18 protein-coding genes and 1 riboswitch are annotated in these 24,964 nt (G+C 71.3%); of the genes, 2 read left to right on the top strand and 16 right to left on the bottom strand.

Going from position 1 to position 24,964, the window contains the following annotated elements; translation table 11 throughout:
- Window positions 1–92: 92 nt before the first annotated feature.
- The 11 genes from KUF83_RS01135 to KUF83_RS01185 form a co-directional block, all read right to left on the bottom strand.
- Window positions 93–614, bottom strand: a complete 522-nt coding sequence (locus KUF83_RS01135; protein WP_217452579.1) for a DUF501 domain-containing protein — start codon at window positions 612–614, stop codon at window positions 93–95.
- 29 nt (window positions 615–643) lie between these two features.
- Complete coding sequence (locus KUF83_RS01140; protein ID WP_217452580.1) at window positions 644–1,120, bottom strand: septum formation initiator family protein; 477 nt, start codon at window positions 1,118–1,120, stop codon at window positions 644–646.
- 104 nt (window positions 1,121–1,224) lie between these two features.
- Entirely contained in the window at window positions 1,225–2,511 is a 1,287-nt protein-coding gene (gene eno, locus KUF83_RS01145) for a phosphopyruvate hydratase (protein WP_217452581.1), read from the bottom strand.
- Window positions 2,512–2,915: 404 nt separating this feature from the next.
- On the bottom strand, window positions 2,916–3,614 hold the full coding sequence (locus tag KUF83_RS01150; RefSeq protein ID WP_217452582.1) for a transglycosylase family protein: 699 nt from the start codon (window positions 3,612–3,614) through the stop codon (window positions 2,916–2,918).
- A gap of 4 nt (window positions 3,615–3,618) precedes the next feature.
- Window positions 3,619–3,789: riboswitch (cyclic di-AMP (ydaO/yuaA leader) on the bottom strand.
- A gap of 201 nt (window positions 3,790–3,990) precedes the next feature.
- Window positions 3,991–4,914 (bottom strand): transglycosylase family protein, encoded by a 924-nt coding sequence (locus tag KUF83_RS01155; protein WP_217452660.1) that lies wholly within the window; start codon window positions 4,912–4,914, stop codon window positions 3,991–3,993.
- Window positions 4,915–5,122: 208 nt separating this feature from the next.
- Window positions 5,123–6,409, bottom strand: a complete 1,287-nt coding sequence (locus KUF83_RS01160) for a cytochrome P450 (RefSeq protein WP_217452583.1) — start codon at window positions 6,407–6,409, stop codon at window positions 5,123–5,125.
- Between the two features lie 79 nt (window positions 6,410–6,488).
- Window positions 6,489–7,475, bottom strand: coding sequence for a nucleoside triphosphate pyrophosphohydrolase (locus tag KUF83_RS01165; protein ID WP_374105950.1), 987 nt, complete (start codon window positions 7,473–7,475; stop codon window positions 6,489–6,491).
- A gap of 49 nt (window positions 7,476–7,524) precedes the next feature.
- The gene (locus tag KUF83_RS01170) at window positions 7,525–8,172 is read right to left on the bottom strand and encodes a SurA N-terminal domain-containing protein (RefSeq protein WP_217452585.1); all 648 of its coding nucleotides are present in this window, start codon (window positions 8,170–8,172) and stop codon (window positions 7,525–7,527) included.
- 228 nt (window positions 8,173–8,400) lie between these two features.
- Window positions 8,401–9,882 (bottom strand): serine/threonine-protein kinase, encoded by a 1,482-nt coding sequence (locus KUF83_RS01175; protein ID WP_302828471.1) that lies wholly within the window; start codon window positions 9,880–9,882, stop codon window positions 8,401–8,403.
- A 38-nt stretch (window positions 9,883–9,920) separates the two neighbouring features.
- The gene (locus tag KUF83_RS01180; RefSeq protein WP_217452587.1) at window positions 9,921–10,511 is read right to left on the bottom strand and encodes a hypothetical protein; all 591 of its coding nucleotides are present in this window, start codon (window positions 10,509–10,511) and stop codon (window positions 9,921–9,923) included.
- 143 nt (window positions 10,512–10,654) lie between these two features.
- Entirely contained in the window at window positions 10,655–12,706 is a 2,052-nt protein-coding gene (locus KUF83_RS01185; RefSeq protein WP_217452588.1) for an N-6 DNA methylase, read from the bottom strand.
- 234 nt (window positions 12,707–12,940) lie between these two features.
- Between KUF83_RS01185 and KUF83_RS01190 the strand changes: the two genes are divergently transcribed.
- Complete coding sequence (locus KUF83_RS01190) at window positions 12,941–13,708, top strand: hypothetical protein (RefSeq protein ID WP_217452589.1); 768 nt, start codon at window positions 12,941–12,943, stop codon at window positions 13,706–13,708.
- Between the two features lie 182 nt (window positions 13,709–13,890).
- On the opposite strand, the gene KUF83_RS01195 is transcribed toward KUF83_RS01190, so the two are convergent.
- From KUF83_RS01195 to KUF83_RS01215, 5 genes are all read right to left on the bottom strand, one after another.
- On the bottom strand, window positions 13,891–14,634 hold the full coding sequence (locus KUF83_RS01195; protein ID WP_217452590.1) for a GNAT family N-acetyltransferase: 744 nt from the start codon (window positions 14,632–14,634) through the stop codon (window positions 13,891–13,893).
- Window positions 14,635–14,723: 89 nt separating this feature from the next.
- Entirely contained in the window at window positions 14,724–15,467 is a 744-nt protein-coding gene (locus tag KUF83_RS01200) for an HNH endonuclease family protein (RefSeq protein ID WP_217452591.1), read from the bottom strand.
- 148 nt (window positions 15,468–15,615) lie between these two features.
- Window positions 15,616–19,170 (bottom strand): transcription-repair coupling factor, encoded by a 3,555-nt coding sequence (gene mfd, locus KUF83_RS01205; protein WP_217452592.1) that lies wholly within the window; start codon window positions 19,168–19,170, stop codon window positions 15,616–15,618.
- A gap of 354 nt (window positions 19,171–19,524) precedes the next feature.
- Window positions 19,525–22,098, bottom strand: a complete 2,574-nt coding sequence (locus KUF83_RS01210) for an ABC transporter permease (protein ID WP_217452593.1) — start codon at window positions 22,096–22,098, stop codon at window positions 19,525–19,527.
- The gene (locus tag KUF83_RS01215) at window positions 22,095–22,883 is read right to left on the bottom strand and encodes an ABC transporter ATP-binding protein (protein ID WP_217452594.1); all 789 of its coding nucleotides are present in this window, start codon (window positions 22,881–22,883) and stop codon (window positions 22,095–22,097) included. The genes KUF83_RS01210 and KUF83_RS01215 overlap by 4 nt, the downstream gene beginning before the upstream one ends.
- Window positions 22,884–23,379: 496 nt before the next feature.
- Here KUF83_RS01215 and KUF83_RS01220 point away from each other — a divergent pair, with 496 nt between their 5' ends.
- The gene (locus KUF83_RS01220; protein WP_217452595.1) at window positions 23,380–24,900 is read left to right on the top strand and encodes an MFS transporter; all 1,521 of its coding nucleotides are present in this window, start codon (window positions 23,380–23,382) and stop codon (window positions 24,898–24,900) included.
- Window positions 24,901–24,964 lie beyond the last annotated feature (64 nt).

Genomic DNA, 24,964 nt, shown 5'->3' on the forward strand with positions numbered 1-24,964 from the left:
CGCTGCCCGGCCTTCTCCAGGGGCGCGGGGATCCGCGCGACCGGCCACGGCGGGCCCGCGCCCGGCACACCCGGCCCCGCCCGGCCCGGCGTTCACTCCGCCGGCGGCACCACGCACGCGCCCTTGCGCCACCACTGCGGCAGCATCGCGATGGCCTCGTCGCCCAGGGGGTTGACCCCAGGACCCGCGGCCAGCGAGTGCGCGACGAGCACATGCAGGCACTTCACCCGGTCCGGCATCCCGCCCGCGCTCGGAAACCCTTCGAGGACCTCGATGGAGTCACGGCGGGCGATGTAGTCGTCGTGAGCGGCCCGGTAGGCGGCGGCCAGCTCGGGGTCCGTGGCGAGGCGGTCCGTCATCTCCTTCATGACCCCGTTCGCCTCCAGCGTGCCGATGGCGGAGGCCGCGCGCGGGCACGTCAGGTAGTACGTGGTCGGGAAGGGCGTGCCGTCGGGGAGCCGGGGAGCCGTCTCGACGACGTCGGGCTGCCCGCAGGGGCAGCGGTGCGCGATCGCGCGCAGCCCGCGCGGCGGCCGCCCGAGCTGCTGCTTGAAGGCCTCGACGTCCGCGTCGGTGGGCTCGGTGCGCGGAGTGGGCTGCGGGGGCGTTTCCATGCTGTGGGGTCTGCGTCCTTCTGGTCAGGTCACTGGTCGGAGGCGTCGGCCTTGTCGACGCCGTCCCAGACGTTGGCGTACCAGGCCCGGTCGGCCGCCGTCTGATCCGTACGCGTCTTCTTCGCCGCGTCGGGGTCGATCACGATGTAGCCGGTCTCACCCGGCATCACGTAGTGCAGCCGTTCCCGGATGCGCTGCTCGGCGTACGCGTCGTCCTGCCACCGCGCCTTCAGGTCACGCAGCTGCTCGACCCGCTCGCGGGCCTGCTCGCGCTGCTGCTGGAGGTCGGCGACCTCGGCACGCTGGGAGACGTACTGCCTTATGGGATAGGCGAGGGCCACGACGAGCGAGCAGAGGACCAGGGCGAGGAGCGCCGCGCGGCCGGTCAGCCGTGAGCGGTGCGCCTGCCGTTTGGTCTGGGAGCGGTAGACGCGGGCCGCGGTCTGCTCGCCGAGCGCCCGCAGCCTGGTCGCGGTGGAGAACCGGTCACGGTCCTTCACAGCCATCTGTCCCGCCTCCCCGATACGTACGTACGTCCCCGCACACGGTACGGGACCGGGTACGGGGACGTACGTACGACGGGGCTGTCACCCCATGTCGCGGGCCGGACTCAGCCCTTGTAGCGGGGGAACGCGGAGCGGCCCGCGTACACCGCGGCGTCGTCGAGGATCTCCTCGATGCGCAGCAGCTGGTTGTACTTGGCGACGCGGTCCGAGCGGGCCGGGGCGCCGGTCTTGATCTGGCCGCAGTTCACCGCGACGGCGAGGTCGGCGATGGTGACGTCCTCGGTCTCGCCGGAGCGGTGGGACATCATGCACTTGAAGCCGTTGCGCTGGGCCATCTCGACGGCGTCCAGCGTCTCGGTGAGCGAGCCGATCTGGTTGACCTTGACGAGCAGGGCGTTGGCGGAGCCCTCCTCGATGCCGCGGGCGAGGCGCTCGGGGTTGGTGACGAAGAGGTCGTCGCCGACGATCTGGACCTTGTCGCCCAGCTTCTCGGTGATGACGTTCCAGCCGGCCCAGTCGTCCTCGTACAGCGGGTCCTCGATGGAGACCAGCGGGTACGCGGAGACGAGCTCCTCGTAGTACTCGGTCATCTCGGCGGCCGAGCGGGACTTGCCCTCGAACTCGTACTTGCCGTCCTTGTAGAACTCGGACGCGGCGACGTCCAGCGCGAGGGCGACCTGCGTGCCGGGGGTGTAGCCGGCCTCCTTGATCGCCTCGACGATGAGGTCGAGGGCCTCGCGGTTGGAGCCGAGGTTCGGGGCGAAGCCGCCCTCGTCGCCGAGACCGGTGGACAGGCCCTTGGTCTTCAGCACCTTCTTGAGGGTGTGGTAGACCTCGGCGCCCCAGCGCACGGCCTCGGAGAAGGACTCCGCGCCGATCGGGGCGATCATGAACTCCTGGATGTCGACGTTGGAGTCGGCGTGCGACCCACCGTTGAGGATGTTCATCATCGGGACCGGCAGCAGGTGCGCGTTCGGTCCGCCCAGGTAGCGGAAGAGCGGCAGGTCGCTGGCCTCGGAGGCCGCGTGGGCGACGGCGAGGGAGACGCCGAGGATGGCGTTGGCGCCGAGCGAGCCCTTGTTGTCGGTGGCGTCCAGGTCGATCATCGCCTGGTCGATGAGGCGCTGCTCGGTGGCGTCGTACCCGACGAGCTCCGGGCCGATCTGCTCGATGACGGCGAGGACGGCCTTCTCGACACCCTTGCCGAGGTAGCGGTTGGGGTCTCCGTCACGGAGCTCAACAGCCTCGAAGGCACCGGTGGAGGCGCCGGACGGGACGGCGGCACGACCCGTGCTGCCGTCGTCGAGGCCGACCTCGACCTCGACCGTGGGATTGCCTCGGGAGTCCAGGATTTCCCGGGCTACGACGACGTCGATGGACGGCACGAGCATCTCCTTCTGGGATGTGACGCAAGCTACGCCGGGCCGAAGGGGCCCGGTTGGGCGCAGGCCTGGGGTGGCCCTGCGGGACGAGCCTAACCGGCCGCCGGGGGTCGGCCGGCCTTCGACCGCCCCCTGGACAGAACCGAGAGTAAATTGTTTCCGAACGGAACAAAGCCGGAACGAAAAAAGCCCCGCCCCGGTGCGTACGGGGGAACACGCACCGGGGCGGGGAGCCCGTGGGGGACGGGGGTGGCCCTCACGGGACCTCCACTATGGGGGACACGGATGTGAGGGCGCTGTGGTTCAGCCGCGATTCGACGGCGGGCCTCAGTTCCGGCCGAGGCTGAGCGGCCAGGGCCTCGGCCGGGACATGGCGCCCCGCCGGTCGAAGTGGGGGTCGCGGCCGCCGGACGTCACTTCAGGTGGAGCTGCTGACCCGGGAAGATGAAGTCGGCGTCGTCGACGATGTCGTCGTTCAGCTTGTACAGCTTCTGCCAGCCGCCCTTGACCTTCTCCTTCGTGGCGATCTCGCTGAGGGTGTCACCCTTGACGACCTTGTACTCGCCGTCGCCCTTCTTGACCTTCTTGCCGGTCGGGGTCTCGACGGTCTTCTTCGCGGTCGAACGCTCCTGGGAGCGCGAGGCACGCTGCTCGGAGGACTGCGAGTCCTGCTGCTGCGACTGCGAGGTGCTCTGGCCGGAGTCGCCCGAGCCGGAGGGGGCCGCGCCACCGCCGGTCGAGGCACCCGACAGGCCCACGCCACAGCTCGGCCAGGCACCCTTGCCCTGGCCCGCGAGGACCTTCTCGGCGACGGCTATCTGCTGGGACTTGGAGGCCTGGTCGGCGGTGGAGGCGTACGCGGTGCCGCCGTACGCGGCCCAGGTGGAGGCCGAGAACTGCAGGCCGCCGTAGTAGCCGTTGCCGGTGTTGATCGACCAGTTGCCGCCGGCCTCGCACTGGGCGACGGCGTCCCACTCCGAGGCGGTGGCGGCGGAGGCTCCCGTGGCGCCCATCAGCGGGACGGCGACGGCGGCGGTGGTGACACCGGCCAGCGTGGCGATACGGGTGGCCTTGGACGGGCGGCGGTGCTTGCCCTTGCTCGAAAGCAGCATGAAGTGATCCCCTCACCGACGCCTGCGAGGTGAGCTGTCGGGTTCGGGCCGAGTGAGTTGCCCGGCCGCGCGACACTGCTGTCACGCGGCTTAACCCCAAGCCGTACCTGGTCTCGACGACCGGGTCCGGCACTTACCTTGGGTCCCCCGCTCCTGCCTACGGCGCTTGACGCGACGACTGTTCCCGTACGGCCGTTGGCAGGATTCGGCGTTGCGACCGTCGGGGCTCACGAGTGGCGAGCGGTCACGACCGTAGACACGGAATCCACCGGATTTCAAAGACGATCAGGCTCTTGAGATCCATGTCTCACTTTCACCAAACCGGACATTCAGCGCGAACTACCGCTGGTTTTCGCCCGATTCGGCGCCTTGGTCACTACTTGCTCGCCGCGGGCTCACTGCCGAGGTCGAGCCTCTGACCGGGAAGGATGAGGTCCGGGTCGGAGCCGATGGTCTCCTCGTTCGCGGCGTAGAGCGCGCGCCACCCGCCCTTGAGGTCAAGGGAGTCGGCGATGCTCCAGAGACTGTCCCCGGAGCGGACCCCGTACGAGCCGTCCTCGGTGGCGACGCGCGAGGCGCTGTCCCCGCGGGAGGCGTGCCGGCCGGCGGAGTCGCCCGCGCGGGCACCGGTGGCGTCGTCGGCGCTGCCGCCGCGATGGCGGCCGGATCCGTCCGCGTCCGCCGAAGCGTCGCCGCTTCGGGACGACTTGTCCGAGTCGTCACCCTTCGTCGCGTCGCCCGTGGAGGAGCTGTCCGCATCCTGTGCGTCCGCGTCGGCGTCACTGCCGGAGTCGTTCGAGGAACTCGTCCCGCTGTCGGCGGACGAGTCGGACTTCGTACTGTTGTCACTCTTTGTCGCGTCCGGGTCGGGCGACGGACTGGCGGAGTCCTCGGCGAGGCCCGTGTCGACGTCGGCCGAGTCGGAGCCCTGCGTCAGCCCGGCGACGAGACCGCAGGTCGCCCAGGCGCTCGTCCCCTTGGCCGCGAGGACCTTCTCGGCGACGGCTATCTGCTGCGAGCGGCTGGCCTGGTCGGCGCTCGGCGCGTAGTCGAGACCGCCGTGACCCTCCCACGTCTCCTGGCTCATCTGGAGTCCGCCGTAGAGGCCGTTGCCGGAGTCGGCACTCCACGAGCCGCCGCTCTCGCACTCCGCGACCGCGTCCCAGGTGGTACCGCTGGCGGCACTCGCACCGGACGCGCCGAGCAGGGGGATCGCGATGGCCGATCCGGTCACGCCCGCCGCGACGAGGAGCGCCGGAGCCTGGCGGGGGCGACGGTGACGACCGTTCCCGGAGAGCATGCGATGGCCTTTCACGTGACAGCAGGGAATGCGCAAAGGACACAGCGGATGCTGCCGTTTGCGACTGCTGCGACGGGTGGGACCAGCCGCATTGATGGGTGAACGTATAGGCACTCGAACTCTTGTCACAAGTCGATGCAGGGCGGATAACGTGAAGATCACAAAGTTGACGGCGTCTCACGTTCCGTCGGGTTCGGTGATACCCCTCTCAGGACTTCGCGACCGGGGTGAACTCCACCGGAAGCGTGCGCAATCCCCGCATGATGAGCCCCCCACGCCACCTCAAATCGGCGGAATCCCCCGCGAGTTGCAGGTCGGGCAGGCGGGTCAGGAGTGTGTTCAGCGCGGTCTGGCCCTCCAGCCGGGCCAGGGGCGCGCCGAGGCAGTAGTGGATGCCGTGGCCGTAACCGAGGTGCTGGTTGTCACGGCGGGAGAGGTCGAGGGTGTCGGGCTCCGCGAACCGCTCGGGATCGCGGTCGGCCGCCGCGAGCACGACGAGTACGGGGTCTCCGGTGGCGATGTCCTGGCCGCCGATGCTGAGCCGTTCGGTGGCGAAACGCCAGGTGGCCAGCTCCACGGGCCCGTCGTAGCGGAGCAGTTCCTCGACGCCCGTCTCCAGGAGGTCCGTGTGCCCGGCCGCCAGCGAGCCCTGCAGCCGGCGGCGCTGCTCGGGGTGGGTGAGCAGCGCGTACGTGCCGTTCCCGATCAGGTTGACGGTTGTCTCAAAACCGGCGAAGAGAAGGATGAAGGCCATTGCCGCGGCCTCGTTCTCGGTGAGGTGCTCGCCGTGGTCCGAGGACCGGATGAGACCGGAGATGAGGTCCTCGCCCGGGGCGGGCCGGTCCGTGAGTTCCTCGCGCTTGCGGTGGATGAGCTCGGCGAGATAGCCGCGCATCTTCTTGACCGACCGGGCGACGCCGCCTCTCGGTCCTCCCCCGTGCCGGATCATCATCCCGGCCCAGTCCCGGAAGTCGTCCTGGTCCTCGCGCGGGACGCCGAGGAGATCGCAGATGGCGTGGATGGGGAGCGGGAAGGCGAACTCGTGGATGAGGTCGGCCTCCCCCTTCTCCGCGAACCCGTCGATCAGCCGGTCCGTCAGCTCCTGGACCCGGGGCGCGAATTCGGCGACCCGCCGGGGTGTGAACGCCTTGCTGACGAGCCGCCGGAGACGGGTGTGGTCCGGCGGGTCGATGTTGAGCAGATGCGTCATCAGCTCGGCCTTCCGCTCCCCCGGAATGCCCGTCTTGCCCTTCGCGTGCGCCGGTTCGGCATGATGCGCGGGGTTCTTGCTGAGCCGGGCGTCGGCGAGGGCCTGCTTGGCGTCCGCGTAACGGGTGACCAGCCAGGCCTCCACTCCGCTGGGCAGCTTCGTCCTGTGCACGGGCTCGTGTTCGCGCAGCCACGCGTACGCCGGGTAGGGGTCGGTGGCGAACTCCCAGGTGAAGAGTTCGGGGGCGGGATCCCCCGCGGGCGGCTCAACAGGTGTTTCGGTCACCTCTCGACGGTATCGGCAGGGGTGACGTGAGCCCGCCCGGCGTCTTCACGGACCGTGACCGCCCTCCGGGGCCGGACGGTCAGTCCTCGCCGGCCCGTATCGCGTCCCGGTAGGCCCGCGCCGCCGCGCGCAGTGCCGCCTCCGGGTCCACGCCCTGTTCCTCGGCCCGCACCGCCAGGGCCAGCAGTTCGTAGCCGACGCCCTCGCCCCGGGGCAGGGCGACCTCGAGGCCCGCCGTGCGGGCGCGGGACGCCAGCTTGGCGGCGAGCGCGAGACCGGGCTGGCCGAGGGGGACGCCTTCCGTGACGGACGTCCGCTGCTTCTCCACCGCCTTGGTGCGCAGCCAGTGCTCCTTGACCTCTTCGGGGGTCGAGGCGCTCTCGTCGCCGAACACGTGCGGATGGCGGTGGATCAGCTTGGTGACGATGCCGGCCGCCACGTCGTCGATGGAGAAGGGCTCCGATCCGTCCTCCGGGCTGCCCTCCTCGGCGATCCGGGCGTGGAAGACGACCTGGAGCAGTACGTCGCCGAGCTCCTCGCGCAGCTCGTGCCGGTCGCCCTCCTCGATGGCCTCGACGAGTTCGTACGCCTCCTCGATGCCGTACTTGGCGAGGCCCTTGTGGGTCTGCTGGGACGACCAGGGGCACTCGACGCGGATGCGGTCCATGACCTGGACGAGGTCGAGGAGCCGGGCGCCCGGCAGGTCGTAGGAGGCGGGGAGCAGTTCGAGGTCGGGCATCGGGACGCGGCCCGTCCCGGCGAGGCGGGCCAGGCCGTCGGTCAGGCGCGGTTCGCCCTCGCCGGTGGCGACGACCGCGACCGTGTGCCCTCCGGCGCAGGCGTCGACCAGCTCCTGGGCGTCCGGCGCGACCTCGTCGACCTGGACGCCCGCCTCGCGCAGGTACGGCAGCTGGGGGTGCGCGCCGTCCGCGCACAGGACGCGGTCGGCGCCGTGCAGCGCCTGCCATGCGGGCCAGGACAGCAGTCCGGGCGCGACGCGGTGGCTGGTGGTGAGCAGGACGATGCGCCCCGGGCTGGATGCGTTCACACCCCGAACGTAACCCACGCCGCCGACAAGATGGTCATGGCTGTGGACAGCGCGGGGGTGCCCGGTGCTAAGCCGATTCGCGGCTTCCTGCCGAGGTGACCTCGCGCAGCCACGGCAGCTTGGCGTCGACGCGGCTGCTCTTCTCGACGTCCCAGGTGCCGTAGCGGGGGTTCAGGTCGACGCCCAGCTTCTTGGACGCCTCCGACAGCGCCTTCCAGAAGGCGGGCTGGCTGGTCTCCGTGCCGAGCGCGGTGGCCAGCTTCTGGGCCTCGATCTGGACGCGGAGGTTGTCGTCGAGCCGCTCCGGCGGGACCCCGTACTGCTGGAGCCAGGCCACTTCCAGGGCTTTGGCGTCGCCCGCCTGCTGTTCCAGACCCGCGCGGGCCTGCTGGATCTCCTTGCGGGTGACGGTCACACCGGCGTCCTTGGCCGCCTGGTGCAGGACGCGGTCGAGGACCATGCCGTGCAGGGTGTCGCGGGTGAGGCCGCCGGACTTGGCGATGGCCTGCTCGTACTGCGCCTCGCCCGTGGTGGCGGCCCGCTGCGCGGTCCGTACCTCGTTCACCCGGTTCTCCAGCTGGGAGACCGTGATGCGGTCGGCGCCGACGACGGCCGCGGCACCGGGGTGCGCGTCGTTGCCGCAGGCGGCGAGGAGGGGGGCCGCGGTGACGAGTGCGGCGGAGAGGAGGAGCGCGGTGCGACGGCGGCGGTGCAAGGAGAACCTCCTGTAGGAGATTGTGCGGCGGTGCACAAAGTCTTGCGGTGATCGATGGTAGGCAGGGGACCGGCTCTCGGCCACCCATTCGACCCAACGATTCGCCTGGACTTCGGGCACCGTTGCGGAGTCGTCTCCATCCTCACGCGCCACGGCGGTTGCGGGCGGTGACCTCGACCGGCGCGTCCCCGTGGGTCGCGATAGGGCCGCTCGACCCGGCGGAAGGCGTCAGCCCCGGACCTGGCCCAGCCACTGGAGGGTCCGGCTGATCTCCGCGACCAGGGGATGGCCGGGGCCCCGCAGCCGTTCGACGTCGTACTGGAGCCGGGCCAGGGTGTCGTGGGCGGCGGCCCGGTCGCCGAGGGCGAGAAGCAGGTGTCCGATGCGGCGGCGCACCTCGAAGGACAGTTCGGCGTCCTGGGCGACGTACTGGTTCTCGTAGTACGGCAGCAGGGCGCGGTACTCGGCGAGCGCCGCGGCGGGTTCGCCGAGCTGTTCGAGGCACTGGGCGGCCTCGTAGCGGAAGCGCAGGGACTGGGGATCGGCCTGGCCGGCCTCGGTGGCCCGCTCGTCGGCGAGGCGGCGCAGCTCGGGCAGGGCGCGGCGGTACTGGCCGTCGTCCATGAGCGTGGCCGCGTACTGCTTGCGCAGGGTGCGGACGACCGGGGAGTGCTCGCCGTGCTGGGCGGCGGCGGCCGGGAGGATCTGGCCGAGGATGTCGACGGCCTGGGTGATGCGGCCCTCGCCGAGGAGGCGCTTGACCTCGTCGACGGCTCCCGCGACATCGGGTCGGTCGACGGCGGGCGCGGCCTGCGGCTGCGCCGCGGGCGTGCGGGCGCGGTCCGGCCAGGGGGCGTGCGGGCGCAGGAAGGGGCGGGTGGGATCGAGCGGGCCGCCGGTCGGGACCCCGCGCGCGGGGAGCAGCGGCAACAACTGCTCGTACGTCTCCTGCGCGGAGTCCGGGCGGTGCTGGGGGTCCTTGGAGAGCAGCCGCAGCACGAGGGCCTCGAGCGCCTCGGGCACCTCGGGGCGCAGCCGGCGGACCGGCAGGGGCGGCTCGTAGAGGTGCCGGTGCAGCACGCCGAGAGCCGTGGAGCCCGAGAACGGCACGTCCCCGCTGAGGAGTTCGTGCAGCAGCACCCCGAGCGCGTACAGGTCGGTGTACGGGCCGACCGCGCCGCCCATCGCCTGTTCGGGGGCCATGTAGGCGGGCGATCCGATGGGCGAACCGGTGTGCGTGAGGCGGGTCGTGTCGGTGTCCATCACCGACGCCACGCCGAGGTCGAGGACGGTGACCGTGCCGTCCTGCTTGATCATCACGTTGCGTGGCTTGAGGTCGCGGTGGACGATCGGCACGGCGTGCACCGCGGAGAGCACGGCGCACAGCTGCGCGGCGACCGAGACGGCCCACTGCCAGGGGTACGGGTCGTGTTCGGCGAGGTGGTCGGAGAGGTCGGCCCCGTCGACGTACTGCATGACGAGGAACAGCTCCTCGCCCTCGCTGCCCGCGTCGTGGACCGTCACCAGACCCGGGTGGTCGACCTGCGCGGTGACGCGGCACTCGCGCACGAAGCGGCGGCGCAGCTCGTCGGCCTCCTGGCCCGCGACCTTGTCCGGCCGCAGCAGCTTGACCGCGACGCGCCGGTCGAGGCGCTGGTCGTACGCCGTCCACACCTGGCCCATGCCGCCCTGCCCGATGAGCGTGGACAGTTCGTAGCGGTCGGTGATCACGCGTCCCGGTGCCGCGGTCACCTGCCGTCCTCGTGCTTGCGCAGGTAGTCGCTCAGCTCGTCGAGCTCGGCGCGCACCTGGTCGATACGGGCGGGCGCGGGGCGCTGCGGCGGCGGAGTCGGCGCGGCCGGCTGGGGCTGCGGTACCGGGGCCATCGGCGGCACCGGCGTGTGCGGGCCGGTCGTGGAGGCGTACGGCGACTGCGGGTAGCCGTACGCGGACGCCGGGGTCTGCTGGTGCGGGGCGTATCCCGCTGCCGCGTAGTTGAGCTGGTGGAAGTGGCGGATGTCCGCCGCGAGGTAGTACGAGATCACGGCCACGAGAGAGCCCAGGAGCAGGGCGAGACCCAGCCAGCCGCCCACCGTGTGGATCTCTTCGCCGGGCTCGGTGCCGATCAGGACGAGACCGAGGACCTCGGCCGCGAAGGTGGCCACGAACAGGCCCCAGTCGAGGGACTTGCGGGTCACGAGCGCCAGGCGCAGCATCATCGTCCAGCCCAGCAGGCCGAAGCTGCACACGGAGATCACCACGAAGAACACGCGCAGGAAGACCAGCAACCCGGTCGGGGGTGGCGGCTTCACCGGCTGCGCCTGGCCGTGGCCTTGCATGGTTGCTCCTGGAGGCCTGATGGGGACGGACGGAGGTACGGACGTACGAGTGCGGAGTCCGAGCGTATAGGCCGACAAGGACAACTGGTCCCGGGTTGTACCGAACCGTTGTCGTGCTGATCACCCGGCCCGCCCCACCGGTCTCAGCCGGGCTCGACGGTGCCGTCCGTCAGGCCGTCGTACATGCCGCGCACCAGCTGTTCCCCGAGGTGTCCCGCGAGCCGCAGCGCCTCCTCGAACTCGGCGAGCGCGCGGAACCGTTCGCCGTACGTGCGCTGCTGTTCCAGCGGCAGCCTGGGCAGTTGGAGACGGCGTACGTCGAGCCGGGTCGCGGTGGACGCGTAACTGCTGGCCTGGCGGTTGTTGGCGGTGCCGCGCAGGAACCCGGCGAGGAACCACGGGTCGAGCGCGGCCGGGTCGGGCCGCAGCAGCGCGAGGTTGCGGCCGAGGGCCGCGCCCGCGGTCGCCCCGTCGACGACGCGCGCGACGGAGCCGCCGCCTAGCACGGGCACGACGACGTCGCCCGGCTCGGTCAGCACGGGTTCCTCGTCGCTCTCGGGCAGCGTTCCGGACGGTGCCGCTCCGGCGAGGACGTCGTGGTCGGTGAGGACGGGCACGCGCGCGTGGCCGCCGTTTCCTCCCGTACGCAGCTGGAGTGCGCCCCCGCGCGCGAGTTCGCCGATCGTGGTGAGGGGCCAGCGGGTGGGCCCGCGCGGGTCGGCGGGGGGCGGGGTGAGGCGGCCGGTCAGCCGGAGGGTCTCGCCCAGCCGGTCGCGCACGTCCGCGAGCCGTTCGGCGCCACCGGCCGCGGGGGGCGGCAGATGGCGGGCCGGGGCCAGGTCCACGTCGTCGTCGAGGAGTTCGATGACCGGTACCGAGCGGCTGAGGCCCGGCTGCTCCGGCGCGGTGCCGGTCCGGTCGAACGGGCGCCAGGCGTCGAGGACGGCGGTGCGCACGGCCTGCCAGTCGAGGCCGCCGCGGGTGTCCGCGGTGAGAGCGCCGGTGTCGGCGAGCAGCACCTCGGGCTGGGTGGGCTGGGCCGTCACGGCGGGCCTGCGCAGCACCCACAGATGCAGCGGAATGCTGTACGGGGGCGCCGCGCCCGGCGGCAGGGCGATCACGGCGCGCAGGGCCCCGCGGCGCAGCAGGTCGGCACGGATGCGGCGGCCGGAGCGGCGGGAGGCGACGGCGGGCGGCATCAGGAGGACGGCGATCCCGCCCTCCTTGAGACGGGCCAGCGCGTGCTGGACCCAGGCCAGTTCGGATTCGGTGCGGGCCGGGAAGCCGTACTCCCAGCGGGGGTCGTAGGCGAGCTCGTCATGGCCCCAGTTGCGCTCGTTGAACGGCGGGTGGCACAGGACGGCATCGGCCCGGAGGCTGCCGTGGGCGTCCTCGCGCAGGGTGTCCGCGGCGGTGGTGCGCACGGTGGCCCGGGTGTGGAGGGCGAGACGCAGTGCCGTCAGGGCCGCCAGTTCGGGCGCGCTGTCCTGGCCGTGGAGGTGCTGCTCCCGGGTGCCCCTGGTGTCCTGTGCGGCGGCGACCGCGCGCAGCAGGGCGCCGGTGCCGCACGCCGGGTCGAGGACGGTCACGGCGGGTCCGGCGAGGTCGGCCATGAGGGCGGCGAGGCCGGTCGGCGTCAGCGTGTACTGGCGCGGGTTCGCGTCGAGGTGCCGGCCGAGCAGGAACTCGTACGCCTTGCGGGCGCCCAGCTCGGCGGCGAGGTCGGCGGCGGCACGCAACAGCGGTACGGACGGCCGCAGTCGGTCGGCGGCCGGTGTGTCGACGGCCCGCCTGCGGATCGCGCCGAACCGCGGGGTGAGGACCTGGTCGAGGGAGGTGGGCAGCAGTTCGGCGAGGCGGTCGTCGGAGCCCGCGCTCAGTTCCAGCCAGACCGTGGGCCGGTCGTGGACGAGCAGGAGGGCGCAGCCGACGTGGACCAGGGCGGTGACCGGGCCCTGCGGATGCCCGGCGAGCTGCTGCCAGACGCGCTCGCGCAGGGGGACCTCGGCCAGCTTGCCCTGGGCGCTCAGCCAGTCCTCGACCTCCGCGAGCGCGAAGGAGGGGCTGGTCTCGGTGCCTCCGACGGGTTTGGGGAAGTCGGCGTGCCGACGGCGCCAGTTGCTGACGGCGGCGCGGCCGACTCCGGCGAGCCTGGCGATTCCGGCCGCGGTGACCTCTGTCCCGTTCTCCTGCACCGGTCCCGGCTCCCCTCGTCCTGACGTGTGACGCCGAGCATACCGACGTACGCAAGATCTACCGATTCACGGCCGTGTACGCAACCGTGCCCGTGAATCGTGTTGACTCGGTTCACAGGCTCTGCTGTGATTGACCCACTCGCTACGCCGAGGGCGTCGCGAGCGTCGTCGTGACCGTCGCCGCCCTCACCACCACCGCTCTTCTCCGCCCGCCTAGACATCCAAGGAACTGTCATGCGCCGTACCGCACTTGCCGCTCTCTGCCTCGCCGCCGCCACCGTCTCGCTCACCGGCTGTCTGCCCGGCGACGACAAGGCGGACAACAAGGCGGACAGCAAGCCGTCCCGCAGCAAGCCGAAGGACCCGTTCGCCGGGCTGACCGGCGGCGAGATCGCCGACCGGGCCGTGGAGGCCACCTCGAACGCCTCGTCATTGCGCATGAAGGGCGGCATCCAGGAAGACGGCAGCCGCATAGACCTGGACATGGCCCTCGACAAGAAGGGCCGGTGCGCGGGCACGATGAGCGCGGACGGCGAGGGCAAGGCCGACCTCCTCATGACCGGCGACACCCTCTACATGAGGTACGACGAGAAGTTCCTGCGCGCCCAGGGCGACGGTGCGCCCAAGGAGGAGACCGACGGAGTGGTGGCCATGCTGGCCGGCAAGTGGACCAAGATGTCGGCGACCGGCTCGGACGCCAAGGACGTCGCGGGTTTCTGCGACCTCGACACCGTCCTCGCGGACTTCGAGGACGTCAGCTCGGACGCGACCCGCGGCAAGGCGACCACGGTCGACGGGACCCCGGCGGTCGTCCTGCACGAGAAGGACGGCAAGGACACGTACACGCTGTACGTCGCCACGGAGGGCAAGCCCTACCTGCTGAAGGTCGTGAGCAAGTCCGCCAAGGACCCGGGCACGGTCACCTTCAGCGACTTCGACACTCCGGTCCCGGTCCAGAAGCCCAAGGGCGAGGTCATGGACCTGGACGCGATGGGCGGCTGACGGGCCGGGGCGGAGCGTGGACGGAGCCCGGACCGTACGGTCCGGCGGGGCCGCTCCCCGCCGGACCGTACCGTCCGGGAGCGTCGCGAACGGCGTGCCCCGCAGGACGCGTCCCGCACGGATCTGCCCGAACGGCGCTTCCCGGACGGCACTTGCCGAACGGTGCTTGCCGAACGGCGTACTCAAAGGGCGTGTCTCACCCACACGTTGGGCTCCACATACACCGCGTACCCGCGCGTGGGCTCGCAGTGCACCGGCACCAGCGCGCCGGGCACCTCGACCTGGCCCTCCTGGTCGAACGGCAGCCCCGTCCATGCCCGCCACTCGTCGAGCGACGCGGCGACGGTCATGGACGCCGGGGCCACCGCCTCGACGCGTGCGCCCGCCCGGACGTGGACCCGCAGCCACGGGTCGTGCGGCAGCCCGTCCCCGCGGGTGCGGAACGCGTACTCCTCCATCGCCGTACGCGGCTCCAGATGCTTCGCGCTCGGCCGCACCGGCGCGACGACCTCGTCGAAACCCTGCGCCCGGGCGGAGTCCCGCATCGCCGAGAGCATCCGCGCCGACAGGCCGGTGCCCTGGGCGTGCGGGGCGACGACGATCGAGATGGCGCTCACCGTGTCGGGTGCGATGCCGTAGCGCCGGTCGGCGAACGCCCACAGCAGCACTTCGTCCCAGCCCCGCGCGGGCAGCTCGCCCCGGTCCTCGTCCCCGAGCGCGAACGGCACGCTGTAGGCGTGCGCGACCACCTCACCGCGCTCGTCCTCCGCGAACAGCACATGCTCCGGCAGTTCCCTGGCGATCCGGCCGTAGTGGGCGTTGCCGACGAGGTCGTTGCGCAGGAACTCGGGCCAGGTGTCGGCCATCCCCGTCACCCGGCCGTGCATCTCCGGACACTCGGCGAGGCTCGCGATTCTCAGCTCCATGCCGGACACCGTAGGCACCGGCCCGGCCTCCGCGGAACCGTTTTTGCCCGGGCCCGGGCCCTGGCCCCGGCCCGGGCGACGCGGCTCGCTCAGCCCGCGTGGAACCGGCTCGGGGCCCGCGTGGAGGTCCCGCCCGAGGGGAGCCGCTGCCCGGGGCAGGCGGACAGCACCCGCTTCATCGCGGTCTTCTCCGCGGCGGTGACCCACAGCCCGTACTTCTTCTTCACGGCCACCTGCCGGGCCACGTACGTGCAGCGATACGCCTTGTGGGGCGGAAGCCAGGTCGCGGTGTCGCCGTCACCCTTGCTGCGGTTGCGGCCGGCGTCGACGGCGAGGAGGTTCAGCGGGTCGTTGGCCAGCGCGATCCGCTTGCTCGCGTCCCACTTCTGAGCGCCCTTCTGCCAGGCGTCCGACAACGCGACGAGATGGTCTATGTCGACCTCGCTGCGGCCACCGCGCACGAAGGTGACGTCCTTGTCGGTGTACGGGTCCGGATCGAGCGTCCCCGACCTCACACTGCAGTCGCCGTCGCTGAACTTCACCTCTTTCAGGTCCCGCTTGAGGATGTCGTCGCGGGTGTCGCAGCCGTTCGAGTCGGTGTCGGCCCAGGGGCTGCCGAACTCGTCCCGGTCGTACCCCGTCTTCGGGGCCCGCCCCTTGACGGTCAGTGAGTCGACAGCGGTGAGGGCGGCCCCGCCCGCGCCCGCGGTCTTCTCCGGTCCGGCGGATCCGACCGTCTCCGCGGTGCAGCCGGTCGCGGCGAGCAGCAGCGCCGCGACACCGGCGACCCTGGTCCAGAGCGTCACGGGCGCTCCCTCCCCTTGCTTGCCCATGGCCGCCCCGAGCGGGCGGATTCCTGGATCTCACCGTACTGGCCGGGGACCGGCGCAAGAACAGCAGGCGGGCCGCATCACAGGGACTTCGGCGGGCACGTGGCGCACCACCGGCGTGACCACGGTGGTGCGCCGCCCCGCCGGGGTCTCACGACCCCAGGATCGAGGCCAGGAACTCCCCCGTCCACCCCAGCAACTCCCGTCCGACCAACGGCTTGCCGCCGACCCTCGCCGTCTTCGGGCGGGGCACCAGCACCTGGTGTGCGGCCGGCTTGATGACGGTTCCGGGATACAGCCGCTTGAGCCGCAGCTCCTGCGACTCCCTCAACTCCACCGGCGCGAAGCGGATGTTGTTCCCCTGGAGGACGATGTCGCCGACACCGCAGGCCCGCGCGAGCATCCGCAGCCCCGCCACCAGCAGCAGGTTCTCCACCGGCTCCGGCAACTTGCCGTAGCGGTCGACGAGTTCCTCGCGTACCGCCTTGACGTCCTCCTCGGAGTTCACGGCGGCGATGGACCGGTAGGCCTGCAGGCGCAGCCGCTCGCCCGGCGCGTAGTCGTGCGGGACGTGCGCGTCGACCGGGAGCTCGATCTTGACCTCCAGCGGCGGCTCCTCCTCGACCCCGCCCTCCATCTGGGCCCGGTAGTCCGCCACCGCCTCGCCCACCATGCGTACGTACAGGTCGAAGCCGACTCCGGCGATGTGGCCCGACTGCTCGCCGCCCAGCAGGTTTCCGGCTCCGCGGATCTCCAGGTCCTTCATCGCCACGTACATGCCCGCGCCCATCTCCGTGTGCTGGGCGATGGTCGCGAGACGCTCGTGGGCCGTCTCCGTCAGCGGCTTCTCCGGCGGGTACAGGAAGTACGCGTAACCCCGCTCCCGTCCGCGGCCCACCCGGCCGCGCAGCTGGTGCAGCTGGGAGAGGCCGAAGTTGTCGCCGCGCTCGACGATCAGCGTGTTCGCGTTCGAGATGTCGATGCCCGACTCCACGATGGTCGTGGAGACGAGGACGTCGAACTTCTTCTCCCAGAAGTCGACGACGACCTGCTCCAGGGCCTGTTCGGACATCTGGCCGTGGGCCGTCGCGATGCGCGCCTCCGGCACGATCTCGCGCAGCCGGGCCGCGGCCCGGTCGATCGACTCGACGCGGTTGTGGATGTAGAAGACCTGGCCCTCGCGCAGCAGTTCCCTGCGGACCGCCGCACCGATCTGCTTCTCCTCGTACGGGCCGACGAAGGTCAGGACCGGGTGCCGCTCCTCCGGGGGTGTCGTGATCGTCGACATCTCCCTGATTCCGGTCACCGCCATCTCCAGGGTGCGCGGGATCGGGGTCGCGGACATGGTCAGGACGTCGACGTTCGCGCGGAGCTTCTTCAGCTGCTCCTTGTGCTCGACACCGAAGCGCTGCTCCTCGTCGACGATGACGAGGCCGAGGTCCTTGAACTTGGTCTCCGAGGAGAACAGGCGGTGGGTGCCGATGACCACGTCCACCGAGCCCTCCCGCAGGCCCTCCAGGGTCGCCTTCGCCTCGGCGTCGGACTGGAAGCGCGACAGGGCCCTCACGTTGACCGGGAACTGCGAGTAGCGCTCGCCGAACGTCCCGAAGTGCTGCTGCACCAGCAGGGTGGTGGGCACGAGGACGGCGACCTGCTTGCCGTCCTGCACCGCCTTGAAGGCGGCGCGGACCGCGATCTCCGTCTTGCCGTAACCGACGTCGCCGCAGATCAGCCGGTCCATCGGGACCGTCTTCTCCATGTCCTCCTTGACCTCGGCGATGGTCGTGAGCTGGTCGGGCGTCTCCGTGTACGGGAACGCGTCCTCCAGCTCACGCTGCCAGGGCGTGTCGCCGCCGAAGGCGTGCCCGGGCGCAGCCATCCGGGCGGAGTACAGCTTGATCAGGTCCGCCGCGATCTCCTTGACGGCCTTCTTCGCGCGCGCCTTGGTCTTCGTCCAGTCGGCGCCGCCGAGGCGGTGGAGCGTCGGGGCCTCGCCGCCCACGTACTTCGTGATCTGTTCCAGCTGGTCGGTCGGGATGTAGAGGCGGTCGCCGGGCTGGCCGCGCTTGGCCGGTGCGTACTCGACGACGAGGTACTCGCGGGTCGCGCCCTGCACGGTCCGCTGGACCATCTCGATGTAACGGCCGACACCGTGCTGCTCGTGGACGATGTAGTCGCCCGTCTCCAGGGTCAGCGGGTCGATGGTCTTGCGGCGGCGGGCCGGCATCCGGGCGCCGTCCTTGCCGGCGGCCTTCTGCCCGGTGAGGTCGGTCTCGGTCAGCACGGCGAGTCCGAGCGCCGGGTCGACGAACCCGAAGTCGATCGAGCCGCAGGCCACCTGGACGACCGAGGGGGTCAGCGTGCCGAGGTCCGACTCCAGCCGGGCCGCGATGCCCTCGCCGCCGAGCACTTCGACGGTACGGGCGGCCGGACCGTGCGCCTCGGTGACGAAGACCGTGCGCCAGCCCTCCGCGAGCCAGCCCTTGGTGTCGGCGAGGGCCTTCGCGGTGTCCCCGCGGTAGGTCTCTGGCGCGTGCATCCCGAGCTTCAGCGTGTCCCCCGCCGTGTCACCGGCGAACGTCTCCGCGAGCGCCTCGTCGGCGGCGAACGGCGACACCGACCACCACATCATGTCCAGCTCGCGGGCCCGCTCCCGGACGTCCGCGATGGACCACAGGGACGCAGCGTCGACGTCGATGGGGGCCTCGCCGCCGCCCGCCGTGGCCGCCCAGGACGCCTGGAGGAACTCCTGCGAGGTCGCCACCAGGTCCGCGGCGCGCGTGCGCACCCGCTCCGGGTCGCACACGAGGGCCATGGACCCCTTGGGCAGTACGTCGATCAGCAGTTCCATGTCGTCGACGAGGACCGGCGCGAGGGACTCCATGCCCTCGACCGCGATGCCCTCGGCGATCTTGCCGAGCAGTTCGCCCAGCTCCGGGTGCTCCTCGGCGAGCCGGGCGGCCCGCTCCCGTACGTCGTCCGTGAGCAGCAGCTCGCGGCAGGGCGGCGCCCACAGCCCGTGCTCGGCGACCTCCAGGGACCGCTGGTCGGCGACCTTGAAGTAGCGGATCTCCTCGACGTCGTCGCCCCAGAACTCCACGCGCAGCGGGTGCTCCTCGGTGGGCGGGAAGACGTCCAGGATCCCGCCCCGTACGGCGAACTCGCCGCGCTTCTCGACCAGCTCCACCCGGGCGTACGCGGCTGCCGCCAGAGCCGACACGATGTCACCGAGGTCGGCGCTCTGGCCGGTCCGCAGTGCCACCGGCTCCAGGTCTCCCAGGCCCTTGACCTGGGGCTGGAGGACCGACCGCACGGGGGCGACCACCACGGAGACGGGGCCGGTCTCCGGGTCGTCGGGGCGCGGGTGGGCGAGCCTGCGCAGGACGGCGAGCCTGCGGCCGACGGTGTCGCTGCGCGGGGACAGCCGCTCGTGCGGCAGCGTCTCCCAGGACGGGTACTCCACGATCGTGTCGGCCGGCAGCAGCGATCGCAGGGCGGCCGCCAGGTCCTCGGCCTCGCGGCCGGTGGCGGTCACCGCGAGCACCGTGCGGCCCGCCTCCCGGGCCAGTGCCGCGACCGCGAACGGCCTGGCGGCGGGCGGTCCGACCAGGTCGACGTGCATGCGGTTGCCGTCGCCGGCGGCCTTCACCGCTTCGGTGAGTGCGGCGTCCTTGACGACGGCGTCGAGCAGACCGTGCAGGCTCATGAAGGGGTTTCCGTCCGAGGATCTGAAGGAGTGGGTGCGGGGTGGGCGAGGCCGGTGGGCAACGCGAGCCGCCCGACACGTCTGACGGGCCGGGGGTGTCCAGGGTACGACGCCGGGGTCCTCCCCGCCCGCGCCTGTGGACAGCGGGGGCTCCCCCTGAACCTCCGCTGCGCGGCTCCCTCGCCCCCGGGTCTTCAGGGGCGCGGGGAACTGCGCGACCAGCCCCCACCGGCCCGCAGCCGACAAACAGCCCGGTGCCGGAGAGTCCGCAGACTCTCCGGCACCGGGCTCCCCGTCCCCCGTCCCCCGTCCCACCACGACCCCCGTCCGTGGTGGACGCTCAGCCGGCGGCAGCTACTCCGTCGCGATGGCGTTCAATACGTTCATCCGCCCCGCCCGGAACGCCGGCACCAGCGCGGCGAACAGGCCCACGAAGGCCGAGCCGATGAAGACCCCGATGATCGTCGGCCAGGGGATGTCGAGGACCTTCAGGCCCTCCAGGGCGAGGAGCTGTTGGGCGGTCGCGCCCCAGCCCATGCCCAGGCCGAGGCCGAGCAGCGCTCCGAAGAGGGCGATGACGACCGACTCCAGACGGATCATGCGGCGGAGCTGGCGGCGGGAGAGGCCGATGGCGCGCATCAGGCCGATCTCGCGGGTCCGCTCGACGACCGAGAGGGCCAGGGTGTTCACGACACCCAGGACCGCCACGATGATCGCGAGGGCCAGCAGGCCGTAGACCATGTTCAGGAGCTGGCCGATCTGGTCCTTGAGCTCCTGCTTGTAGTCGGTCTGGTCACGGACCTGGTACTGCGGGTACGCGTCCAGGGACTTCTTCAGGGCCGCGTACGCCGTCTCCTCCTGGCCTTCCTTCGCCGTGGCGAACATGATGTCGTTCGGCGGGATCTTGTCGGCCGGGACGTACTGCTTCATCGTGGCGATGCTCATGTAGCGGGAGCCCTTGTCGATGACCACGTCGTCGTCCGTGATCGCCCCGACCTTCAGCTTCGCGGTCTTTCCGCCCTTGAAGGCGACGGTCATCGTGTCGCCGACCTTCACGCCGTGCTTCTTGGCGTAGAGGGAGCCGACCGACATCGCGTCCTTGCCGTACGCCGCCGACAGTTCACCGGCGGTCGTCTCGCGGCGCAGATCGCTCGCGTAGGTCGGGTCGGCGGCCGTGACGTCGCTGTCCTCCGTCTTGCCGTCGGGCGAGGTCAGCTCGGCCTCGATCTGCTTGTAGCTGGTGACGTGCGCCATGCCCGGTGTCGACTCGATGGCCTTCTGGGCCTGGGGCACGATCCGCTGGTTGCCCTGGACGATGAAGTCCGTACCGACCGACTTGTCGAGTTCCTCGGTCGCCGAGGCCACCATCGAGGAGCCGACCACGGAGAGGCAGGCGACCAGCGCGAGGCCGATCATGAGGGCCGCTCCGGTGGCGCCGGTGCGCCGCGGGTTGCGCAGTGCGTTCCGTTCGGCGAGGCGCCCGACGGGACCGAAGCCCCGCAGCAGGACCGCGCTGAGGGTCCGGACGACGCCGCCCGCGAGCAGCGGGCCGATGATGACGAACCCGATCAGCGTGAGCACCACACCGGCGCCCAGCATCATCGAGCCGTCGCTCGCCTTGTCCGCGCCCGCCGCCGTGAGGAGGGCGGCGGCGCCGGCACCGGTGAGGAGGAGGCCGATGGTGCCCCGGATCCAGCCGGCCCTGCCGTCGGCCGGTGTCCCGGCGTCGCGCAGTGCGGCCATCGGGGAGACCTTGCCCGCGCGGCGGGCGGGGAGGTAGGCGGCGAGGACGGTGACGACGATGCCGAGGACCAGGCCGACGACGGGGGTCATGGTCTTCACGGTCAGGTCGGCCGTGGAGAGGTTCATGCCCATGCCCGACATGAGCTTCATCAGGCCGATCGCGATGCCGACGCCCGCGGCGACCCCGAGGACGGAGCCGACGACGCCGAGGAACAGGGCCTCGACGAGCACGGACCGGTTGACCTGCTTGCGGGACGAGCCGATGGCCCTCATCAGGCCGATCTCGCGGGTGCGCTGGGCGACCAGCATCGAGAAGGTGTTGATGATCAGGAAGATGCCGACGAGGAAGGCGATCCCGGCGAAGCCGAGCATGGCGTACTTGATGACGTTCATGAACTCGCCGATGCCCTCGCGGTTCTCGTCCGAGAGCTCCTCCTGCGTCTGGACCTTGAGCGCCTCGTCGGATCCCGTGAGGACCGTGGAGACGTTCCGCTTGAGCTGGGTGTCCGTCACACCGGCGGCCGCCGTGACGTTGATCTGCGTGAACCGGCCGGTGGCGCCGAGCAGTTCGCGCTGCGCGGTGGCGGTGTCGTAGTAGACGACGGCGGCACCGGGGTTGGTCACCTTGAAGGTGGCGATGCCGACGATCTTCGCCTTGAAGTCACCGGTGACGGCGATGGTGCGCAGCTCGTCACCCATCTTGAGGTGGTGCTTGTCCGCGGTGTCGGCGTCGACCATCACCTCGGTGGGCCCGCGCGGGGCGTGCCCGGAGGTGATCTCCATCGAACGCAGGTCGTTCTTCGTCCAGTTGCCCGCGATCGTCGGGGCCCCGGTGGTGGATCCCATGTTCTTGTTGTCGCTGTTGACGACGGTCACGTTCAGCGAACTGACCGCGCCCTCGGCGGACTTGACGCCGTCCGCCTTCTGCGTGCGGTCGATGACCGAGGCGGGCAGCGACTCCGGCTTGCCGTTCTGCGGATCTTCGTTGTTCGAGGCGGCCTTCGGGGTGACCGTGACGTCGGAGGAGGTCGTGGCGAAGAGCTTGTCGAAGGTCGTGTTCATGGTGTCGGTGAAGACGAGCGTGCCGCACACGAACGCCACCGACAGCATGACCGCCACGGCCGACAGGGCCATGCGTCCCTTGTGCGCGAAGAAGTTGCGCCGCGAGGTCTTGAAGACGGTCATGACGTACGCCCCCGGGCGTCGAAGTCCTTCATGCGGTCGAGGACGGCGTCGGCCGTCGGCCGGAGCATCTCGTCGACGATCCGTCCGTCGGCCAGGTACAGCACGCGGTCCGCGTACGAGGCGGCGACCGGGTCGTGCGTCACCATCACGATGGTCTGGCCGAGCTCGGTGACCGAGCGGCGCAGGAAGCCCAGCACCTCGGCGCCGGCTCGGGAGTCGAGGTTTCCGGTCGGCTCGTCACCGAAGATGATCTCGGGGCGGGCGGCGAGGGCGCGGGCCACGGCCACGCGCTGCTGCTGGCCGCCGGAGAGCTGGTTCGGCCGGTGCTTCAGGCGGTCGGCGAGCCCGACGGTCTCGACGACCTGGGCCAGCCACGCCTTGTCCGGCTTGCGCCCCGCGATGTCCATCGGGAGCGTGATGTTCTCCAGCGCGTTCAGCGTCGGCAGCAGGTTGAACGCCTGGAATATGAAGCCGATCCGGTCCCGGCGCAGCTGCGTGAGCTTCTTGTCCTTGAGGCCGGTGATCTCGGTCTCGTCCAGGTGGATCCGCCCGGAGGAGACCGTGTCGAGGCCGGCGAGGCAGTGCATCAGGGTGGACTTGCCGGACCCGGAGGGTCCCATGATCGCGGTGAACTGGCCCCGCGCGATGTCCACGTCGACATGGTCCAGGGCGACGACGCGGGTCTCACCGGAGCCGTACGCCTTCACGACCTGCCGTGCCCGTGCGGCAACGGCCGTACGCTCTCCAGTGCCCCCGTGCCTGGGAATGGTTACAGCCGATGTCACGGTATGTCTCCTAAGTCGGTCACTGAAAAGACAGTGACGGTCTGCGGTTGCCTGCGTCGGGCGGTCGTGCCGTGCGATTACGTCGTGCGGCCGAGCTGTACAGCCGTGCGGTGCGGTCGTGCCGTTCGGTGATGACCACAAGTCTCGTGGCCGAGGGCTGCCCCCGCGCTGGTGCTCAGCGCAGTCTTCTGCTGGGGAAAACCCCACCCCCGAAGGTGCGGGACACCGCCCTCAGCGGCATAAAGCCAGGTTAAGGACGGCCCAGGCGCCTTCTCGTCCTCCGGCGGTACGAACCCTCCCCGAGCCGTAGTACGGAGGTCCCCCTAGGGGCTGTCCACCCCACGGTGGAGGCCCTCTCAGGGGCACCTCCACCGTTGAGTCCAGTCAGCGTCCACCCTCCCCCGACGTGAGGCTCAAGTGGGAGAGTGTCCACCGGCAGATAGATGCAAGGGGAACGAATCAGGTCCCGGGCCCGGGACACAGGGGGAGGCATCCGGTGGACGGCACGACACCCGGGATACGGAAGGCGACGGCGGACCGCTCCCGGACCCCTCGTGGACGCCGGGCCGTCGTCGCCTCCCTCATGCTCTGCATGGGACTGGCCGCGCTCGACTCCACGATCGTCTCGACGGCCGTCCCGCAGATCGTCGGCGACCTCGGCGGCTTCTCCGTCTTCTCGTGGCTGTTCTCCGGCTACCTGCTCGCCGTGACGGTCACGCTGCCCGTGTACGGCAAGCTCTCCGACACCTTCGGCCGCAAGCCGGTGCTCATCGCCGGCTCGATCCTCTTCCTCGTCGGGTCCCTGCTCTGCGCGCTCGCCTGGAACATGGCCGCGCTGATCGCGTTCCGTGTCGTCCAGGGTCTCGGCGGCGGCGCCCTCCAGGGCACGGTCCAGACACTCGCCGCCGACCTCTATCCGCTGGAGCAACGCCCCAGGATCCAGGCCAGGTTGTCCACGGTGTGGGCCGTGTCGGCGGTCGCGGGGCCGGCGCTCGGCGGAGTGATCGCCGCATACGCCGACTGGCGCTGGATCTTCCTCATCAACCTGCCGCTCGGCGCGGTCGCGCTCTGGCTCCTGGTCCGCCACCTCCACGAACCCCGGCGCGAACGCGACCGCGGGACCGGCGGGCGCCACCGCGTCGACTGGGCGGGCGCGCTCACGGTGTTCGCCTGCGGCGGCGTACTCCTCATGGCCCTGGTGCAGGGAGGGGTGGCCTGGCCGTGGTTCTCACTCCCCTCAACAGCCCTGTTCGGTACGGGACTTGCCCTGGTCGGCGCTCTCGTCGCCATCGAACGCCGGGCCGCCGAACCGATCATCCCCGGCTGGGTCTGGCGGCGCCGCACCATCGCCGCCGTGAACCTGGCACTCGGCGCCCTGGGCCTGCTGATGGTCGCGCCGACGGTCTTCCTCCCGATGTACGCGCAGTCGGTGCTCGGCCTGGCTCCGACGGCCGCGGGCTTCGTGCTGTCGGTCTGGACGCTGAGCTGGCCGGTGTCCGCCGCCCTCAGCCAGCACGTCTACCGCCGCATCGGCTTCCGCAACACCGCGATGCTCGGCATCGGCGCGGCCACGCTCGTCCTGCTCGCCTTCCCCTTCCTCCCCTATCCCGGCGAGGCCTGGCAGCCCACGGTTCTGATGCTCCTGCTCGGCGCGGCGCTCGGCCTCTTCCAGCTCCCCCTGATCGTCGGCGTCCAGTCGACCGTGGGCTGGTCCGAACGCGGCACGGCCACGGCCTCCGTCCTCTTCTGCCGCCAGACCGGCCAGACGCTCGGCGCCGCCCTCTTCGGCGCGGTCGCCAACTCGGTGCTGGCCGCCCGGCTCGGCGGTGCGGGCGACCTGGACTCGGTGACCCGGGCCCTCGACTCCGGCACCGCCGGCGAACACGTGCGCCGCGCGGTCGCCGACGCCGTGCACTCCGTCTACTTCGGCGCGGCCTGCGCGGCCGGACTCGCCTTCCTGGTCCTGCTGTTGCTCGCACCACGCCGTTTCCCGGTGCTCAAGAACCCCGAGGACTGACCCCGAAGGGACATCCCGGACACCATGTCAGGGGTGCGGCCCTCCTCGCGGCGGACGCCCGGCA

The organism is Streptomyces sp. BV286, from assembly GCF_019090165.1.
Taxonomy (GTDB): Bacteria; Actinomycetota; Actinomycetes; order Streptomycetales; family Streptomycetaceae; genus Streptomyces.

Coding starts and splice junctions, on each gene's coding strand:
- KUF83_RS01150 (WP_217452582.1), bottom strand. CDS start 3,614: ATGCTGCTTTCGAGCAAGGGCAAGCACCGCCGCCCGTCCAAGGCCACC.
- KUF83_RS01190 (WP_217452589.1), top strand. CDS start 12,941: ATGCGCCGTACCGCACTTGCCGCTCTCTGCCTCGCCGCCGCCACCGTC.
- KUF83_RS01135 (WP_217452579.1), bottom strand. CDS start 614: ATGGAAACGCCCCCGCAGCCCACTCCGCGCACCGAGCCCACCGACGCG.
- eno (WP_217452581.1), bottom strand. CDS start 2,511: ATGCTCGTGCCGTCCATCGACGTCGTCGTAGCCCGGGAAATCCTGGAC.
- KUF83_RS01195 (WP_217452590.1), bottom strand. CDS start 14,634: ATGGAGCTGAGAATCGCGAGCCTCGCCGAGTGTCCGGAGATGCACGGC.
- KUF83_RS01210 (WP_217452593.1), bottom strand. CDS start 22,098: ATGACCGTCTTCAAGACCTCGCGGCGCAACTTCTTCGCGCACAAGGGA.
- mfd (WP_217452592.1), bottom strand. CDS start 19,170: ATGAGCCTGCACGGTCTGCTCGACGCCGTCGTCAAGGACGCCGCACTC.
- KUF83_RS01140 (WP_217452580.1), bottom strand. CDS start 1,120: ATGGCTGTGAAGGACCGTGACCGGTTCTCCACCGCGACCAGGCTGCGG.
- KUF83_RS01155 (WP_217452660.1), bottom strand. CDS start 4,914: ATGCTCTCCGGGAACGGTCGTCACCGTCGCCCCCGCCAGGCTCCGGCG.
- KUF83_RS01180 (WP_217452587.1), bottom strand. CDS start 10,511: ATGCAAGGCCACGGCCAGGCGCAGCCGGTGAAGCCGCCACCCCCGACC.
- KUF83_RS01200 (WP_217452591.1), bottom strand. CDS start 15,467: ATGGGCAAGCAAGGGGAGGGAGCGCCCGTGACGCTCTGGACCAGGGTC.